The organism is Ruegeria sp. AM2, assembly GCF_056540685.1.
Map to the genome: position 1 here is coordinate 396,997 of NZ_JBQFXE010000002.1, position 17,297 is coordinate 414,293.

The following is a 17,297-nucleotide window of genomic DNA, read 5'->3' on the forward strand; positions in this document are numbered from 1 at the left end:
CCGCGAACAGAGGCCGGGCATTCAAGGAGGGTCCGGTGGACTACAGTGCTCAGCTCGATTCAGCGATTGCCAGGCTGCATGACGAAGGACGTTACCGGACCTTTATCGATATCGAACGTCGCAATGGCCATTTCCCGCATGCCGTGCGAACATGCCCGGATGGGTCGCAGCAGGATATCACCGTCTGGTGCGGCAATGACTATCTTGGCATGGGGCAAAACCCTGTCGTCCTGGAGGCGATGCACGAAGCCGTTGACGCAGCGGGCGCTGGTTCAGGCGGGACGCGCAACATTTCGGGCACCACGGTTTATCACAAACGGCTTGAGGCTGAACTGGCCGATCTGCATGGCAAGGAAGCAGCCCTGCTGTTCACCAGCGCCTATATTGCTAATGATGCGACGCTCAGCACGCTGCCCAAGCTGTTCCCCGGGCTGATTATCTATTCCGACGCGCTGAACCATGCTTCGATGATCGAAGGAGTGCGCCGCAATGGTGGGGCCAAGCGCATCTTCCGCCACAACGACGTTGCACATCTGCGCGAATTGCTTGAGGCCGATGACCCGTCTGCGCCCAAACTGATCGCCTTCGAATCCGTGTATTCGATGGACGGCGACTTTGGCCCGATCGAAGAGATCTGTGATCTGGCCGATGAGTTTGGGGCCCTGACTTATATCGACGAGGTTCATGCCGTTGGCATGTATGGACCACGCGGCGGTGGCGTGACCGAACGCGACCGGCTGGCCCATCGTATCGACATTATTAATGGCACATTGGCCAAGGCGTTTGGCGTCATGGGCGGCTACATCGCTGCCAGCGCCAAAATGTGTGACGCCGTGCGCTCGTATGCGCCGGGCTTTATTTTCACGACCTCGCTGCCACCTGCGGTCGCGGCGGGGGCTGCCGCCTCTGTTGCCTATCTCAAGCGCACGCCCGAGTTGCGCGAACAACATCAAACGCAGGCCAAGATCCTGAAACTGCGGCTGAAGGGCATGGGCCTGCCTCTGATTGACCACGGCAGCCACATTGTGCCCGTGATTGTCGGTGATCCTGTCCACACCAAAATGCTCAGCGATATGCTGCTGGACAATTACGGCATATATGTTCAGCCTATCAATTTCCCAACTGTCCCGCGCGGAACCGAACGCCTGCGATTCACCCCGTCTCCGGTCCATGGGCCAGACGAGATGAACCGTTTGGTGCAAGCGATGGACGAACTTTGGTCACATTGTGCGCTAAATCGCGCCGAACTTGCCGGTTAACCTAACGCCAAAGTGTGCAACGAGTTTGTCGCGTGTTAAGATTGCGTTAACAAAAGTATCGGACGAATCGTCAAAGGGGTGATTCGCCGATAGCGTGAAACGCGCGACGGGCAGAATGGGGCAGCAGGGATGATTGGGCGCAGATCACAGCGCGAATCCGAAGAGGACACAGACGTCAGACCCAAAGGGTTCGACGACTACGAAGTACGGCTTGGCGATGTTATGCGTGGCGAGCGCGCAACAATGGGCAAGTCGCTTCTGGATGTTCAGCGCGAGTTGCGGATCAAAGCCAACTACATCGCCGCTATCGAAAACGCAGATCCTGACGCTTTTGACACACCCGGCTTCATCGCCGGATATGTGCGTTCCTATGCACGCTATCTGGGTATGAACCCCGATCAGACCTTTGCAACTTTTTGCGAGGAAAGCGGCTTTGAGGTCGCTCATGGAATGTCGGCTCAGGCCTCTGTGGTCAAGAAAAACCCGGGCGGTTTGCCGTCGCGCGGGCCGATGGGGCGTGATCCGTTCATGTCTCCGAACACTCCGTTCGTTCCAGGCCGCGAATCCATGGTCAGCCAGATTGAACCACGGGCGATTGGATCGACGCTGGTCCTTTTGGCCGTGATTGGCGGGATTGGGTATGGTGGATGGTCGGTTTTGAACCGCATTCAACAAGTGCAGGTCACCCCGGTTGAGCAAGCGCCTGTCGTGTTGACAGATCTTGATCCGCTGGACGCAGCGCGCGTGCAGCCAACAGGCGACGACGTGGCAAGCGTAAGCAGCCCGAGCGTTGAGGCGCTCGACCGACTCTACCGTCCACAGGCGCTGGATGTACCGGTTTTGGTGGCGCGCGACGCGCCGATCTCGACCCTCGATCCGCGCACGGTTGGCACGTTCCGTGCACCCGAGCCGCCCAAGGTCGAAGTGGCCGAGGTTCATACCGTTGTGCGTCCCGACCTGCCTCAGGTTGTCGAAAAGATTGACACGACGCTCAAAATCGTCGCCGTCGCTCCGGCTTGGATGCGTGTCACTTCGGCGGATGGCAGCGTTATTTTCGAAGGCACCTTGGGCACCGTGGAACAGGGCAGCACGTTTGAAGTTCCGCTGACCGAAGAACCACCGCAATTGCGGGCCGGCGCATCGGGATCAGTGTATTTCTCGATGAATGGCGAACACTTCGGCCCGGTCGGTGCACCTGGCACCGTTGCTAAAGGCGTGGTTCTGTCAAAAGACGCTGTTGCGGAAAACTATACCGTCGCCGATCTTGAGGCTGACCAGAACAGCGCGCTCAAGCAATTGGTGGCTGAGCTGAACACCGCAGCGACCGAAGAGCCCACCGAATAATCCGGCCATTGCGGCGCAGCATCCGTCAGACTATCTAAGGCGCAACCCAGACAGACGCGAGCCCGTTTCCATGTCTCTGAACCATGTGCGCCCATGGCGCGACATCTATCGCCGCAAATCCCGTCAAATCATGGTCGGAAACGTCCCGGTTGGCGGCGACGCACCTATTGCCGTGCAAACGATGACGAACACACTGACCACCGATGTTGCGGCAACCGTTGCGCAAGTTCAGGCGGCGGCCGAAGCGGGTGCAGACATCGTGCGGGTTTCCGTTCCGGATGAGGCATCCTCGAAGGCACTGAAAGAGATCGTGCGCGAAAGCCCCGTACCCATCGTGGCCGATATCCACTTCCACTACCGACGCGGGATTGAGGCGGCCGAAGCGGGCGCCGCGTGCCTGCGTATCAATCCGGGCAATATTGGCGATGAAACGCGTGTGAAAGAGGTCATCAGCGCCGCCCGTGACCACAATTGCTCGATCCGGATTGGGGTAAATGCCGGAAGCCTTGAAAAGCACCTGCTGGAGAAGTACGGCGAACCTTGCCCCGAGGCGATGGTGGAAAGCGGGTTGGAACATATCCGCATCCTGCAGGACAACGATTTCCACGAATTCAAGATCAGCGTTAAGGCCAGCGACGTGTTTCTGTCCGCTGCAGCCTATCAGGGCATAGCCGAGGCCACAGACGCACCCATCCATCTGGGTATTACCGAGGCCGGCGGGTTGGTGTCAGGTACCATCAAATCCGCCATCGGTTTAGGCAATCTTCTGTGGATGGGCATCGGCGACACGATACGCGTCAGCCTGTCTGCCGATCCGGTTGAAGAAGTAAAGGTCGGGTTTGAAATCCTCAAATCTCTGGGCTTGCGGCATCGCGGGGTGAACATCATCTCGTGCCCCTCCTGCGCGCGGCAGGGGTTTGACGTGATCAAGACGGTCGAGGCGCTGGAACACCGGCTGGAGCACATCAAAACGCCCATGAGCCTGTCGATCATCGGTTGCGTCGTGAATGGCCCGGGCGAAGCATTGATGACCGATGTCGGTTTCACCGGCGGCGGGGCCGGTTCGGGCATGGTGTATCTTGCAGGTAAGGCCAGCCACAAGATGTCGAACGATCAGATGATCGATCACATCGTTGAGCAGGTCGAAAAGAAGGCCGCTGAACTGGATGCCGCAGCCGAGGCGGCAGAGTAAAGCCGTCCGCTGTCTTGTCTCAAAGATGGGGGTTTCAGAGGGCGACAAAATCGTCCCCCCTCATTGGGTTGCTTGAAGGTGCTATCCAATATGGTTTGGATTGTCCGACAACAATCGGGGCCGCCCCGCAGATCAATATGGACGGCCTGGCAGGCGTAAAATTCGGAAGACTTCTTCGTAGCACCAAATAAAGCAAGAAGATGCAGCGGCTTACCCGGCTATCCTAAGGCCGTTGTTCAAGGCGAATTGCTTCCCGATCCGAGGCGCGGCGTTGGGCGGCAATGCCGCCCCTAGTGCTTACCCTTGTTCCGCGCGCACTCCATCAGCGATCTGTTGCATCTGGTCTGCTTTCAGATAGCCGCGCAGCATTTCTGTGCCCAGAACGAAGGACGGCGTGCCCGAGATGTTCATGCGCTGCGCAAGTTCGCGCGTCTGGGCGATTTCGGCAGTGACCTCATCGCTGTCCATCGCGTCCAGGATCGCCGCGCTGTCCAGACCGAGCCCGTCCGCCAGACGACCGAGCGTGACGTCCGAGACGTCGCCGGTGAACTCAAGCAGGGCATCATGCACCTGTTTATAGGCGTCATCCCCGGCAACTTGCTTTGTGGCTACTGCAAAGCGTGAGGACAATACCGAAGCTTCTCCGAGGATCGGCAGTTCTTTGATGACAAGGCGGATGTTGCCGTCTGATGCCAGCAGGCTGGCAACCTCGGGCACAGCGCGTCGGCAATAGCCACAGCGATAGTCCATGAATTCGACCAGAGTAATGTCGCCATCCGGATTGCCGCCTACCCAGCTATAGCCGTCATTGAACAACTCGTCCGTGTTTGCTGCGACCAGATCCTTGTCTGCGGCGGCTTCAGCAGCAGCATTACGTTCTTCAAGTATGTTGATCGCCTCGATGATCACTTCGGGATTTTCTAGCAGGTATTCACGCACCTGCGCGCCGAACTCAGCCTTTTCGGCCTCGGTCATGGCGTTCAGGTCCAATGCCTGCGCAGGGCTGGAGATCAGGGAAAGCCCCAGAAGGGCGGGTGCGGCATGTCTGAGGATCATTTCCGTTTCCTTTTCTTTTTCTCGGCTCTTTCAGAGGCAATCAGCACATCCTGTGCCCTTTGCCAACCCGGTGAACCGACGGGGAGTTGCGCAACAGCGCGTTTGGCATGAATTCCTGCATCGTCTAGACGGCCCTGCAAGGCATATCTTTCGGCAGTCACAGCAGATGCCATTCCGTTGTTTCCGGTCTGAGCGTAAGCCAGACCCAAATCGCGCATCAGGCGTGCATTTCTGTTGTCCCGAGCGCGCGCCTTTTCAAGGGCTTGCAAGGCGCTCTTCGTCTGGCCATCCGCAAGAAGAGCACGACCATATCCTGCCAGAACCAATGCGTCATTCGGCGCCATCTCGACCGCATTTCCATAAGCTGTGATCGCTTCCTTTGCCTGGCGGTTTTCCAGCAGAATCTGGCCCTTCAACTCGTAATAAAAGGGATCGTCCGGGCGGATTTCCAGTGCGCCATCAATCGCGGCGCGCGCACGGACCAGATCGCGGTTCTGATGATGGGCCGACGCCTCGCGCATCAGGCGAATGTCCTGTGCAGTTTCTTCCTTTGCCCGTCGCAATGTCCATGTGGGTGAACGCGTAAAGGCCGAAAGCTTGCCCTTAACGCGCGCGAACCAATAATCGGCGTTCTGGTTCGGCTGGGCGCGGTCCTCAAACTCTGCCATAAACGCTTCGGCAGCCCGAAGGCGTTCCCGGCTTGTTGGGTGCGAGCGCATATAGGGGTCCTGATTGGCCTCGCTCAGCAACTCCTGACCGGCAAATTTTCTGTGCAACCGAACCATGCCGATGGGCGAGATACCAGCCGCGCGCAGGTAGCTGGCCGCGCTGCGGTCGGCGGAGGCTTCTTCGGCCCGAGTGTGGCCCAAAAAACTGCGCAAGGCGGCCGATGAGGTTCCGGCGGCTACACCAGCGGCGGCCTCTCCGCTTCCTGCGGCGGCTGCGATCAGTGCCAGAGCCGTGCCCAAACGCGCGTTGCGTTCCGCCGCGCGCAGGTTTTCGGACCGACGGGCCAGATGTCCGTTGGCGATATGCGCCGCTTCATGGGCGATCACGGCCTGCAACATCTCGGGGCTCTCAACCGTCAGAATCAGCCCGTAATTCACATAGATCGCGTTGTAGTCGATAACGAAGGCGTTGAACGTGCTGTCATTGACCACGATGATGCGCACCCGGTTGGTGTTCAATCCCGCCGCGCGAAGCACAGGGAAAGCCAGTTCCCGCAACCCATGTTCAATATCGGCATCCCGGATCAGGCTTTGAGCGTTGGACTGAACAGCACTTGCCATCCAAGTCACCGCAATCAGCAACAGGGCCGGGATTGACGCCAGCCTGGATACGCGCTCAAAAGCCATGACTGCAATGTGGGAGATGGGCATGCGAAACTCAACCCGGTCCGAGGTCGATCCCTTTATCGTGATGGACGTCATGGAGGCCGCGCGCCGCGCAGAAGAAGCCGGTCGTCACATCATCCACATGGAGGTGGGGCAACCCGGAACAGGTGCGCCAAAAGGGGCAACTGCTGCCCTTGCCAAAGCGATGGAGCAAGCGCCCTTGGGCTATACCGTTGCCCTTGGCTTGCCCGCATTGCGACAACGGATCGCGCAGCTTTATGGTGAGTGGTACGACGTCGATCTGAATCCTGAACGGGTGGTGGTCACCCCCGGTTCGTCGGGTGGATTTCTTCTGGCGTTCACTGCCCTGTTCGACAGCGGTGACCGAGTGGGCATCGGTGCACCTGGCTACCCGTCCTACCGCCAGATTCTCAAGGCGCTGGGGCTGGTTCCAGTGGATTTACCGACGGCACCTGAGAACCGCCTGCAGCCAGTTCCTTCGGATTTCGCCGGGATGGATTTGCAAGGTCTGATGGTGGCCTCTCCGGCCAATCCCACCGGTACGATGTTGGATCACACAGCTATGGGCGCTCTGATCGAGGCGGCCAAGGGGCAGGGGGCGTCCTTTATCAGCGATGAGATTTACCATGGATTGGAATATGAGGCCAAAGCCGTCACTGCGCTGGAGCTGACGGATGAATGCTATGTGATCAACTCATTCTCCAAGTATTTTTCGATGACAGGCTGGCGTGTCGGATGGATGGTCGTGCCCGAGGATCAGGTCCGAGTCGTGGAGCGGATTGCCCAAAACATGTTCATCTGCGCGCCGCACGCGAGCCAACTGGCCGCGTTGGCCGCGATGGAATGCAAGGACGAATTGCAAGCAAATCTGGACGTCTATCGCCGCAATCGCGCATTGATGCTTGAGGGGCTACCCAAAGCCGGGTTTACCAATATCGCGCCTCCGGACGGTGCATTCTACGTCTACGCCGATGTGTCGAACCTGACAGACGACAGCCGCGCATTCGCCGCTGAAATTTTGGAAATGGCCGGAGTGGCTGTTACCCCCGGCTTGGACTTTGACCCACAGCGCGGTCACTCTACGCTGCGGTTTTCTTACGCGCGTTCGACAGCGGATATCGAGGAAGGGCTGCTGCGTCTGCGTCGTTTCATGACGGAACGCGGCGCAATTGCCGAACACGCTTAGGGCGTTCACAAGATGACCCAATTGCGATAGGTTGGTGCTCAAATGATCTCGGGAACACTTGAGGCTATGAGCAGGATTTTCTACGCCATCGCGCTGGTCTTAGCGATGACAAGCGCTGCATTCGCGCATGATTTCAGCGCCTTGGCGCGCATTGTGCCGCAGGACAGCCGCATTGTGGATGACGGGCGCGCGGGTGTGCGCGTCGAACTTTCGCTCAGCCAGGGCGTTCCTTACCGCGTTTTCACGCTGCGTGATCCCTACCGCATGGTTCTGGACTTTCAAGAGGTCGACTGGACCGGTCTGGAACGAGAGGCATTCCTGCAAACCGATCGCATCAGCGGCGTTCAGTTTGGGCCTTATGTTCCCGGATGGACCCGGATGGTGTTGGAGCTTGGCGCGCCTTTGGCCGTTGATACGGCAGACATGCGCGTTGATGAAACCTCAGGCAGCGCGCATCTGACGCTGCACTTGAAAGGGACGGATTTCGACAGTTTTGTGGCCAGCGCAGGCGCACCACGCCAACCGGGGTGGGATTTACCCGAACCGGCTGTGACTGCCGCATTGTCACGCTCCTATGATGCGCGTCCATTGCGGATCATGCTGGACCCGGGTCATGGCGGAATTGATCCCGGGGCCGAGGTTGCGGACACAAATGAAAAAACCCTGATGCTGACCTTTGCCCGCGAGCTGCGCGAATTGTTGCTGCGGGCCGAGGGGTTCGAGGTGATCATGACCCGCACCGACGACCATTTCGTCTCGCTTGAACGCCGCATTGCCTTGGCGCACCGCGCTGGTGCGGACGTCTTCATCTCATTGCATGCCGATTGGCTGTCCGAGGGTCGGGCACACGGCGCGGCGGTGTACACTCTGTCAGATGACGCCTCGGATGTGGCCAGTCATAAGCTGGCGGAGCGGCATGACCGGGGCGATCTGATCGCGGGCATCGATCTGAGCGGTTCCGACGATCAGGTCGCAGATGTCCTGCTGGATATGGCCCGGCAGGAGACAAAGCCGCGAACGGACGCATTGGCGCAAGCTCTGGCGACCGGCATGACGCAACAAGGCGGGCCGATGAACAACAAACCGATCCGTACGGCGTCGTTTTCGGTTCTCAAGGCTGCTGACATTCCATCAGTTCTGGTCGAGCTTGGATTTCTGTCCAGTCGCAGAGACTTGGAAAACATTACAAATCCGGAATGGCGCATCGGCATGGCGCGCGGTATTCGCGACGGACTGGTCCAGTGGCGTCAGGACGATCTGGTCAATCGGTCCCTGATTGGTCAGTGACCCTGCGACCCAAACAGGCTAATATTGGCCATCGGGTTTTGACCCGGGGCAGGGTCATCCCTATATAGGCGGCACCGCGAGGAAAAGGCAGCAACGTGATCCGTTTTATTCTTTCGATTTTCGGGGCGATCTTCAGCCTCGTGACTCTGGGTATCTTTATGACAGCGCTGGTGATCGGTGCGGTGTTCTGGATGTACGGGCGCGATCTGCCCAGCCATGAATCGCTGGCGCAGTACAAGCCACCGACCATCAGCCGAATTTATTCCGGTGAGGGGCAACTGATCGACGAGTTTGCACAGGAACGTCGCCTGTTCACACCGTCAGAGGAAATCCCCGATCTGGTCAAACAGGCGTTCATTTCCGCCGAGGACAAGAACTTTTACACCCATCAAGGCTATGACCCTCGGGGAATTGTTGCCGCGGGCGTCGAAGCGGTGAAGTCCAAAGGCGAAAACGTGCGCGGGGCATCCACAATCACGCAACAGGTGATGAAGAACTTCCTGTTGTCGGGCGACCGTCGCGCCGAGCGAAAGATCAAGGAAATCATTCTCGCCACCCGGCTTGAGGATACGCTGGACAAGGAACAAATTCTCGAACTCTACATGAACGAGATTTTCCTTGGTCAGAACTCGTATGGTGTAACGGCCGCGGCGCAGACTTATTTCAACAAAACCCTGCAGGAATTGGCCCCGCACGAGGCCGCGATGCTGGCAGCGATGCCCAAGGCGCCTTCTGACTATCACCCGGTTTGGGAAAAACAGCGACTTCTGGACCGTCGAAACTACGTGCTGCGTGAAATGAACCAGAACGGTTACCTCGACCAAGCGACCTATCAGTCCGAGGTCGAGATGCCTCTGCGTTCCGTTCAGAATGGCGATTTCGAAAGCTTCCGCACTGCACTGCCGCCGCGCGACTATTTCACCGACGAAATCCGCCGCCAACTGAGCGAGGATTTTGGCGAAGGTGAGTTCTTTACCGGCGGCTTCACCGTGCGCGCCTCGGTCGATGAGGAAATGCAGGTCGAGGCTGCTGAGGCGCTGCGCACGGCCTTGCAGAAATATGATCGGTCCCGTGGGAAATGGCATGGCACCGGGGAAGTAATCCCCGAGGAAAAACTCAGTGACGAAGCCCATTGGCGCGAAGCACTCGCGATCATGGAAATCCCGCGCGATGTGGTGCTGCCGACGCAGTGGTATCCTGCAGTCGTGCTGAATGTCGCCGAGCAGTCTTTGACCGTTGGCATTGAGGATGGTCCGGCCGATGGCACGATCCCGCGCGCGGACATCAAGTGGATGCAGGGCAATTTCCGCGACAATTTCAAACGCGGCGACGTCATTCTGGTCATGGCCGGGGAAGAGGGCCAATGGTCCGCGCGTCAGATACCCGAAGTGCAGGGCGGCTTTGTCGCGATGGATGTGAACTCGGGCCGTGTTCTGGCGATGCAGGGCGGGTTCTCGTATCAGGACTCGGTCTTTAACCGGGCTACTCAGGCGCAGCGCCAGCCCGGTTCCAGCTTCAAACCCTTTGTCTACGCCGCCGCGCTCGACAGTGGGTACAGCCCCGCGACCATTGTTGTGGACGCTCCGATTGAGGTGAACACGCCGCAAGGCCTGTGGCGACCCAAGAACTCGTCCAACAAATTCTACGGCCCTACGCCGCTGCGCACCGGGATTGAACAGTCGCGAAACCTGATGACGATCCGTCTGGCGCAAGAGGTCACGATGCCGGTCGTGGCGGGCTATGCTGAACGGTTTGGGGTCTATGACCGTATGGGTGCGTTCCTTGCGAACTCACTGGGGTCCGAGGAGACGACGCTGTACAAGATGGTCGCGGCCTATGCGATGTTTGCCAACGGCGGTGAGCGGGTCGAACCCACTCTGGTCGACCGCATTCAGGACCGGTTCGGTAAGACGATCTACCGTCACGATGATCGCCAGTGTCTGAATTGTAACTCAAGCTGGCTGGAACCAGACGAGGCTCCGACCATTGAAACCAACCGCAGCCAGGTGATGGATGCGATTACCGCGTATCAGTTGACTTCGATGATGAAGGGCGTTGTGGATCGCGGGACGGCGTCGAGTTTTGTCAATTTGCCGGTCCCGACGGCGGGCAAAACCGGTACGACCAACGACTCCAAGGATGCGTGGTTCATCGGCTTCACGTCGAACATCGTGGCCGGTTGCTATATCGGATATGACCGCCCACGTCCGATGGGGCGCGGCGCATATGGCGGCACGATGTGCGGGCCGGTTTTCCAGAGCTTCATGGAACACGCGACCGAGAAATATGGCGGTGGTCCGTTTGAGGTGCCCGAAGGCGGTCATTTCATCAAGATCGACCGTTTCAGCGGCGCGCGTTTGCCCGAAGATGCCACCGGAGAATACGTTGTGGCCGAGTATTTCCGCGATGGTGTCGATGGCTTTATCGACCGAATCTTTGACGGCGGCTTCGCAATGGGGTCCGATCTGCCGTTGTTCGAAGAGGTCAACAATTCGGGTCGTCAGGTGACGACTTCGACCGGAGACACGATTACGGTCGGCCCAAATGCAAGCCAGGGCGAATTGCAGGGCGGCGGGCTTTACTGATCCGCTATCTCTAGGAACTTCGCCAATAGGCCGGCTTCGCGGTCGGGTCTGATAACCCCATGCCCGCGCCAGAAAATCGACAGCGCACATTTTGCTGCAGCCCATTGGGCCAGCCTGCGACGCGGCACGTTCAGAGCATCTGAGTATTGCGTCAGGCAATTCTCAATCTGATCGCGTCGCCTGACCAGATCGGGCATCCCTTTCGGATGGCGCAGCGCGTTGGCCAGTTCGAACGCCTTGTCGCCGATGTAGCCTTTGGCATCGATAACCCGAGGGCCAGCGTCGGTCAGGATCACATTGTCGGGATGCAGATCGCCGTGCAGAGGGACGATTTCGGTTTGACTGTCCAGAAGGTGACGCGCCAGATCACAGGCGCGGTTTACGTCGAATTTCAATGCCGATGGGCAATCCTCGGAGAATTGACTCGAGAAGAGCGGTTGAAATACGTCGGGGAGGGGCTTCCAGGCTTCGATATGTGAAACTGCGACTTCGTGTGCCCGAGCCGCTGTTTCAGCGAAAATATGCAGTGCTTTGATCGGGTCGCCACCGCGTGCGATATCGCCAAGCGAGGGGCCATCGAGCCATTCCATGAGGATGGCGCTTTCGGCGTCGGCCAATATAGTGACAGCACCGGCACTCTGCCACATCTGCAAAAGCCGCGTCCCGGACGCCTCGTTCCCGCGATCCGGGCGGTGATATAGTTTCAACGCCGTCGGCTGCCCGTCTTCTGTCCGGACTTTCCAAACGCGCGCGTGGCCGGTATCCGCGACGAGATGATCGACGCTCAGCGCCCATGCATTCAGGATATCCGCCGGAGGCCCATGCATTCGCGTCTCCTTCATCTTGTGGTGGCCGGAACCTCTTGCTATCACGCAGGCCTGATTGAGCAAGTTGGGACGTAACCATGCGCGCCGAAACCCAGAACATCGTGGCGGAAATCGAAAAGTCGCTGGAGCTGCTGGCGCAGCGCATGGACTATGAAACCGCGCCGCATCGGCTGGAGGAATTCAACGCGCGTGTTGAAGACCCCAACCTGTGGGACAACCCTGAAAACGCCCAGAAACTGATGCGCGAACGTCAGTTGCTCGTCGATGCCATTGAGACCTATGAGTCCATCAAAACCGATCTGAGCGACAATATCGAACTCATCGAATTGGGCGAGATGGAAGAGGACGAAGAGGTCGTCAAGGACGCCGAAGACGCCATCGCCAAGCTTGGCTCGCAAGCGGCCAAGAAAGAGCTTGAAGCTCTGCTGGACGGTGAAGCCGACGGCAATGATACGTTCCTCGAGATCAACTCGGGCGCAGGTGGTACGGAAAGCTGCGACTGGGCGTCGATGCTGGCACGGATGTATGTGCGTTGGGCCGAGAAAAAGGGCTATACGGTTGAGCTGCAATCCGAGACCTCCGGGGAAGAGGCGGGGATCAAGTCCGCCGCCTACAAGATATCCGGGCACAACGCCTATGGTTGGTTGAAGTCCGAGAGCGGCGTGCATCGTCTGGTGCGAATTTCTCCGTTCGATTCAGCGGCCAAGCGGCATACGTCGTTCAGCTCGGTCTGGGTCTATCCCGTGGTGGACGACAACATTGAGATCGAAGTGAACCCCTCGGACATTCGTATCGATACGTACCGGTCGTCTGGTGCGGGTGGGCAGCACGTGAACACCACGGACTCGGCCGTGCGGATCACCCATATTCCGACGGGTATCGTTGTGACCAGCTCGGAAAAGTCGCAGCACCAGAACCGGGATATAGCCATGAAGGCGCTGAAATCGCGGCTGTATCAGCAGGAGTTGGATCGGCGAAACGCAGATATCAACGCGGCGCATGAAGCCAAGGGCGATGCGGGCTGGGGCAACCAGATCCGGTCTTATGTGCTGCAGCCTTACCAGATGGTCAAGGATTTGCGGACCAACTTTGAAACGTCCGACACCAAAGGGGTGCTGGATGGCGATCTGGACGGGTTCATGGCGGCGACGCTGGCCATGGACGTTGCGGGCAAGTCCCGGTCCGAGGCGCAGGGCGACTAGGTCGGATAGGGGGCTCTGCCCCCATCGCGGCAGGCCGCGACTCCCCCGGGATATTTTTGGCCAGATGAAGCGGGGCAGATGTGCGCGTGAGCGTGGAAAAGATGCATCTAAACAATGGGTTTAAATGATGGTGCGGCTTGGCTAGGCTGATCGGTGACTGCCGATTGGAAAAGCGCGAGTTGTTGATGGACTTGACCCAAATCTCTGCCGAAACCCTTCTTGCCGATCTGGCAGCCCGGCGGGTGTCGTGTGTTGACGTGATGCGGGCGACCCTTGCTCGGGTCGAACAGGTCAACCCACATGTGAATGCCATTGTGGCGCTGCGCAATGCGGACGCGTTGTTGGAAGAGGCAGCGGCGATGGATGCAGGGCCGAACCGGGGTGCGCTGCATGGCTTGCCAATCGCGGTCAAGGATCTGGTCAATGTGGCGGGGTTTACGTCAACGCAAGGCTCGCCCCTGTTTCAGGATTTTGTGCCGCAGTCCGATGATCTGTTGGCCACGCGGTTGCGGGCGGCGGGGGCGATTCTGATTGGCAAGACCAATACGCCGGAATTCGGCCTGGGCTCGCACACGTTCAACCCGGTCTATGGCGCGACGGCCAATCCCTATGATGCCGAACGCACTTGCGGCGGGTCGTCTGGGGGGGCGGCGGTCGCTTTGGCGACCGGTATGTTGGCGCTTGCGGATGGGTCGGACATGATGGGCAGTCTGCGTAATCCGGCGGCCTGGAACAATGTCTACGGCTTCCGGCCAAGCTGGGGCGTGGTCCCGTCGGAACCTGCGGGCGACGGGTTCTTGCATCAATTGTCCTCGCTGGGGCCGATGGCGCGGTCGCCATCGGATATTGCCGTGCTGTTGGATGTGATGGCGGGTCCAGAGCCAAAGCAGCCTCTGAATGCCACTTACGCACCAATGGGTCGGGTCGCGCCTGCGGATCTGTCCGGCATGCGGATCGGCTGGCTGGCGGATTGGGGCGGTGCGTTCCCCTATGAAGCCGGGATTTCCGACCTGTGTCAGGACGCGCTGCGTGTTCTGTCCGATCTTGGAGCTGATGTGGAGGAGATTCCTGCACCCTTTGAAGCGGACCTGATCTGGGAGAGTTGGATCACTCTGCGGTCCTGGACTGTGGCGGCAGGGCTGGAGCCCTTGTCCGACCGCAGGGCGGCGCTGAAAGACAGCGCCCAATGGGAGTTGCAGCGTGGTCTGGCGTTAAGTGCGATGGACGTGCATCGCGCCAGTGTCATCCGGTCGGACTGGTTCCGCCGGGCTGTGGCCGTGTTCGAGGAGTATGACGCGCTGGTTCTGCCCTCTGCGCAGGTCTGGCCGTTCCAGATCGACACGCCATATCCCACCGAAATTGCGGGTCGGCCGATGGATACCTATCATCGCTGGATGCAGGTGGTGACACCGGTCAGTTTGTTGGGTTTGCCCTGCCTTGGTATGCCTGCAGGGTTTGGTGCCAGCGGCTTGCCAATGGGAGTTCAGCTGTTTGGGCCGCGCGGATCGGACAGGCGTTTGTTGTCGATCGGGGCAGCCTATCACGAGGCGACGCGCTGGCCTCAGCAGCGACCCGCGATGTAGACATCTTCTGGGGAGGAGAGACGGAGAATGGACAAACCTTTTGGCGTACCGACACTGAAATCTGTACAGCCGGATATGTTGAAACGGGCGCTGCGCCAAGCCTGGAGCGACTACCGCCGCGCCCCGCTTTTTGGTTTGATTTTCGCCGGGTTTTATGTGCTGGCCGGTTGGGTCATGGCGTGGGTCACAATCCGGACCGGAACGTCATTCTGGTTGGTTCTGGCGGCGATTGGGTTTCCCCTGATCGGGCCGTTTGCTGCGGTGGGCCTGTACGAGGTGTCGCATCGGTTAGAGCAGGGTGAGCCGCTGAAATTCAAGGCAATCTTTGGCGTTGTCGTGCAGCAAAGCCGCCGGCAGCTGCCTTCGATCTGCGCCATTATCGTGGTGATGTTTTTGTTCTGGTTTTTCCTTGGCCACATGATCTTTGCGCTGTTCATGGGGCTGTCGACCATGACCAACGTGTCCTCATCGCTCGAAGTGTTTCTGACGCTGAACGGGCTGACTATGTTGGCCGTGGGAACGGCCGTAGGCGCAGTCTTTGCGATCCTGCTGTATATGATCACAGTGCTGTCCATCCCGATGCTGCTGGACCGGGAGCTGGATTTCGTCACCGCGATGATCGCCAGCTATGCCTATGTCAACGCCAACAAAAGGGTGATGCTGGGCTGGGGTGTGTTCATCGCGGTTGTCACGTTTCTGGCGATGATACCTTGGTTTCTAGGGCTGTTTGTTGTTTTGCCCCTGCTGGGACACGCCAGTTGGCACCTGTACCGGCAGATTTCAGAGCCGGAAGCTGCGGTATAAACCGTCATCCCTGAGGAATATCGCGCCCCATTGAAATCAGACGCTTGCGCAGGTGTTCAACACTTGGCGTATTCGCCTCGAGCGCATGCACATAGGCGTGCGTCAGGAAGAAGGCGACCGCGTCTTCTTCCTCGGCCGCATCTGCGGCCTCTTCGTATAGAACGGCAAGCTTGGCTGCATCCTGGGCCTGATGCGCGTGCCAGAGGCGCGCGTCCAGATCACTCATTCAGCCGCCATTTGCGTACGGTGGGCTTGAAGCCTGCGGGCGACCCAATCGTGGAACAGATGGGTCGGCCCGTCCATTGCGGGTGAAAAGCGCCCCCCGTCAAAACCGGGTGCCGCGCGGCCACGTTGCATGCCTTCGACGACAAAGACATCCTCTTCGAACACCTCTTTCCATTGCGCCGAATTCCGTTCGCGCAAGCAGTCATCGGTGTCGGCAACAGGGTAGAACAGGTGAATATGTTCCGAGGTCTGGTCATGCGCTTCGGGCCGTAGGATGATGGCAAAGGCATGATCCCGATGGACGCCCAACAGCACATTCGGAAAGACGGCAATGTATTCAGCCGCCGTATCCCATTTGGTGCTTAGGCCTTCGAAATCCGGGAAGACCGCGCCTGTTTCGTCCTTCAATTGTCGGTAGACCAGCGTGCCTTGACCGGAATACTGCCCCGGTTCCTCGATATGATAATGATCCTCAAGCCGCGAGTAGCTGTTGAGGCCCGGATGCACCCATGGCAGGTGATAGCTTTCGCAATAATTCTCGACCGCCAGCTTCCAGTTGCACTTCACATCCAAACGGAACGAGCTGTCGGCCCCGCCGTGAAACAGAGGTTTTTCGAACTCTGCCCAACGTGCGATCAGGGCCGCGTTCGCGTCCTCAAATTCCGGAGCCGTCCCCGAGACATTTATCCATACAACCTCGCGCCAGATATGGCTGCGCACTTCGATCAGGCCCAGATCCGACCGTTTGACGTTGTCATGGGCGTTTTGGCCCGGCCCACCTACATGCGGGGTGGCAACAAGGCGGCCTTCGGTGGAATAGCACCAACTGTGATAGGGGCAGCGGATCGCGCCTTCGATCTTACGGGGCTCCTCCACTAAAATCATGCCACGGTGGCGGCAGATGTTCTGGAACACGCGTACCTGACCCGAGCGATCGCGCAGCAGCAGCAGCGGGATACCCATGAACTGCAAGGGAACCGCGTCGCCGGGTTCGGGTACATCCGCCGTCGCGGCAAGCCCGGCCCACCCATTGATCAGCAGTGCCTGGCTTTCTTCGGCATGCACGGCGGGGTCGGTATAATGTCCGTTCGGTAGCCCCAGAGCTGTTTCGATCGGTTGGCGTACTGCCGTCAGGTCGGAAGATGTGCTGGCCATTGTAATCTCCTTGCTTACCGATCAGCCTAGGCATGCAAGGGGACACGACGCATCCATAATCGCGACCTCGGCTTTTCTCACAACGACACAAAGGTCAGGAAAAGCGATCGAACCGCACGGTGGTTTTTGGGCAGACTGAAATACCATTCGGCAACGTGGGCATGCTGTGATTGCGCGGTCGAGCCACGGGAATACAGAAATCGCCAAATGGCACCCGCCTGTTTGCGGGTGCCAGAC

General features: G+C 58.8%; 14 protein-coding genes. 9 read left to right on the forward strand and 5 right to left on the reverse strand.

Annotation, left to right across the window (positions count from 1 at the left end; translation table 11 throughout):
* The first annotated feature begins 35 nt into the window (after window positions 1-35).
* From hemA to ispG, 3 genes are all read left to right on the forward strand, one after another.
* On the forward strand, window positions 36-1,259 hold the full coding sequence (gene hemA, locus ACR0CR_RS07530) for a 5-aminolevulinate synthase (RefSeq protein ID WP_480597963.1): 1,224 nt from the start codon (window positions 36-38) through the stop codon (window positions 1,257-1,259).
* A gap of 129 nt (window positions 1,260-1,388) precedes the next feature.
* Entirely contained in the window at window positions 1,389-2,603 is a 1,215-nt protein-coding gene (locus ACR0CR_RS07535) for a helix-turn-helix domain-containing protein (protein WP_480597964.1), read from the forward strand.
* Window positions 2,604-2,673: 70 nt separating this feature from the next.
* Entirely contained in the window at window positions 2,674-3,795 is a 1,122-nt protein-coding gene (gene ispG, locus ACR0CR_RS07540; protein WP_480597965.1) for a flavodoxin-dependent (E)-4-hydroxy-3-methylbut-2-enyl-diphosphate synthase, read from the forward strand.
* Between the two features lie 297 nt (window positions 3,796-4,092).
* On the opposite strand, the gene ACR0CR_RS07545 is transcribed toward ispG, so the two are convergent.
* Both ACR0CR_RS07545 and ACR0CR_RS07550 read right to left on the reverse strand, forming a co-directional pair.
* On the reverse strand, window positions 4,093-4,851 hold the full coding sequence (locus ACR0CR_RS07545) for a DsbA family protein (RefSeq protein ID WP_480597966.1): 759 nt from the start codon (window positions 4,849-4,851) through the stop codon (window positions 4,093-4,095).
* A complete protein-coding gene (locus tag ACR0CR_RS07550) occupies window positions 4,848-6,230 on the reverse strand; it encodes a M48 family metalloprotease (RefSeq protein ID WP_480597968.1) in 1,383 nt (460 codons plus the stop codon). The genes ACR0CR_RS07545 and ACR0CR_RS07550 overlap by 4 nt, the downstream gene beginning before the upstream one ends.
* Here ACR0CR_RS07550 and ACR0CR_RS07555 point away from each other — a divergent pair.
* The 3 genes from ACR0CR_RS07555 to ACR0CR_RS07565 all read left to right on the forward strand — a co-directional run bounded on the left by ACR0CR_RS07555 (window position 6,229) and on the right by ACR0CR_RS07565 (window position 11,264).
* Window positions 6,229-7,392, forward strand: coding sequence for a pyridoxal phosphate-dependent aminotransferase (locus ACR0CR_RS07555; RefSeq protein WP_480597969.1), 1,164 nt, complete (start codon window positions 6,229-6,231; stop codon window positions 7,390-7,392). The genes ACR0CR_RS07550 and ACR0CR_RS07555 overlap by 2 nt on opposite strands.
* Window positions 7,393-7,458: 66 nt before the next feature.
* Window positions 7,459-8,679 carry an N-acetylmuramoyl-L-alanine amidase gene (locus tag ACR0CR_RS07560; RefSeq protein WP_480597970.1) on the forward strand — a complete coding sequence of 407 codons (1,221 nt, stop codon included), beginning with the start codon at window positions 7,459-7,461 and terminating at the stop codon, window positions 8,677-8,679.
* A 95-nt stretch (window positions 8,680-8,774) separates the two neighbouring features.
* Window positions 8,775-11,264 (forward strand): penicillin-binding protein 1A, encoded by a 2,490-nt coding sequence (locus tag ACR0CR_RS07565; protein ID WP_480597971.1) that lies wholly within the window; start codon window positions 8,775-8,777, stop codon window positions 11,262-11,264.
* Here the strand turns inward: ACR0CR_RS07565 and ACR0CR_RS07570 are convergent.
* Complete coding sequence (locus ACR0CR_RS07570; RefSeq protein ID WP_480597972.1) at window positions 11,258-12,091, reverse strand: aminoglycoside phosphotransferase family protein; 834 nt, start codon at window positions 12,089-12,091, stop codon at window positions 11,258-11,260. The two genes, ACR0CR_RS07565 and ACR0CR_RS07570, sit on opposite strands and share 7 nt — an antisense overlap.
* 77 nt (window positions 12,092-12,168) lie before the next feature.
* Here ACR0CR_RS07570 and prfB point away from each other — a divergent pair, with 77 nt between their 5' ends.
* The 3 genes from prfB (at window position 12,169) to ACR0CR_RS07585 (ending at window position 15,680) form a co-directional block, all read left to right on the forward strand.
* Complete coding sequence (gene prfB, locus ACR0CR_RS07575; RefSeq protein ID WP_480597973.1) at window positions 12,169-13,293, forward strand: peptide chain release factor 2; 1,125 nt, start codon at window positions 12,169-12,171, stop codon at window positions 13,291-13,293.
* A 185-nt stretch (window positions 13,294-13,478) separates the two neighbouring features.
* Window positions 13,479-14,876, forward strand: a complete 1,398-nt coding sequence (locus ACR0CR_RS07580; protein ID WP_480597974.1) for an amidase — start codon at window positions 13,479-13,481, stop codon at window positions 14,874-14,876.
* 27 nt (window positions 14,877-14,903) lie between these two features.
* Entirely contained in the window at window positions 14,904-15,680 is a 777-nt protein-coding gene (locus ACR0CR_RS07585) for a DUF2189 domain-containing protein (RefSeq protein WP_480597975.1), read from the forward strand.
* A gap of 4 nt (window positions 15,681-15,684) precedes the next feature.
* Here the strand turns inward: ACR0CR_RS07585 and ACR0CR_RS07590 are convergent, their stop codons facing one another.
* Together ACR0CR_RS07590 and ACR0CR_RS07595 are read right to left on the reverse strand one after the other, a co-directional pair.
* Window positions 15,685-15,906: a hypothetical protein gene (locus ACR0CR_RS07590; protein WP_480597976.1), complete on the reverse strand. Its 222-nt coding sequence runs from the start codon at window positions 15,904-15,906 to the stop codon at window positions 15,685-15,687.
* Window positions 15,903-17,060: an aromatic ring-hydroxylating oxygenase subunit alpha gene (locus ACR0CR_RS07595; RefSeq protein WP_480597977.1), complete on the reverse strand. Its 1,158-nt coding sequence runs from the start codon at window positions 17,058-17,060 to the stop codon at window positions 15,903-15,905. The genes ACR0CR_RS07590 and ACR0CR_RS07595 overlap by 4 nt, the downstream gene beginning before the upstream one ends.
* Window positions 17,061-17,297: the final 237 nt, after the last annotated feature.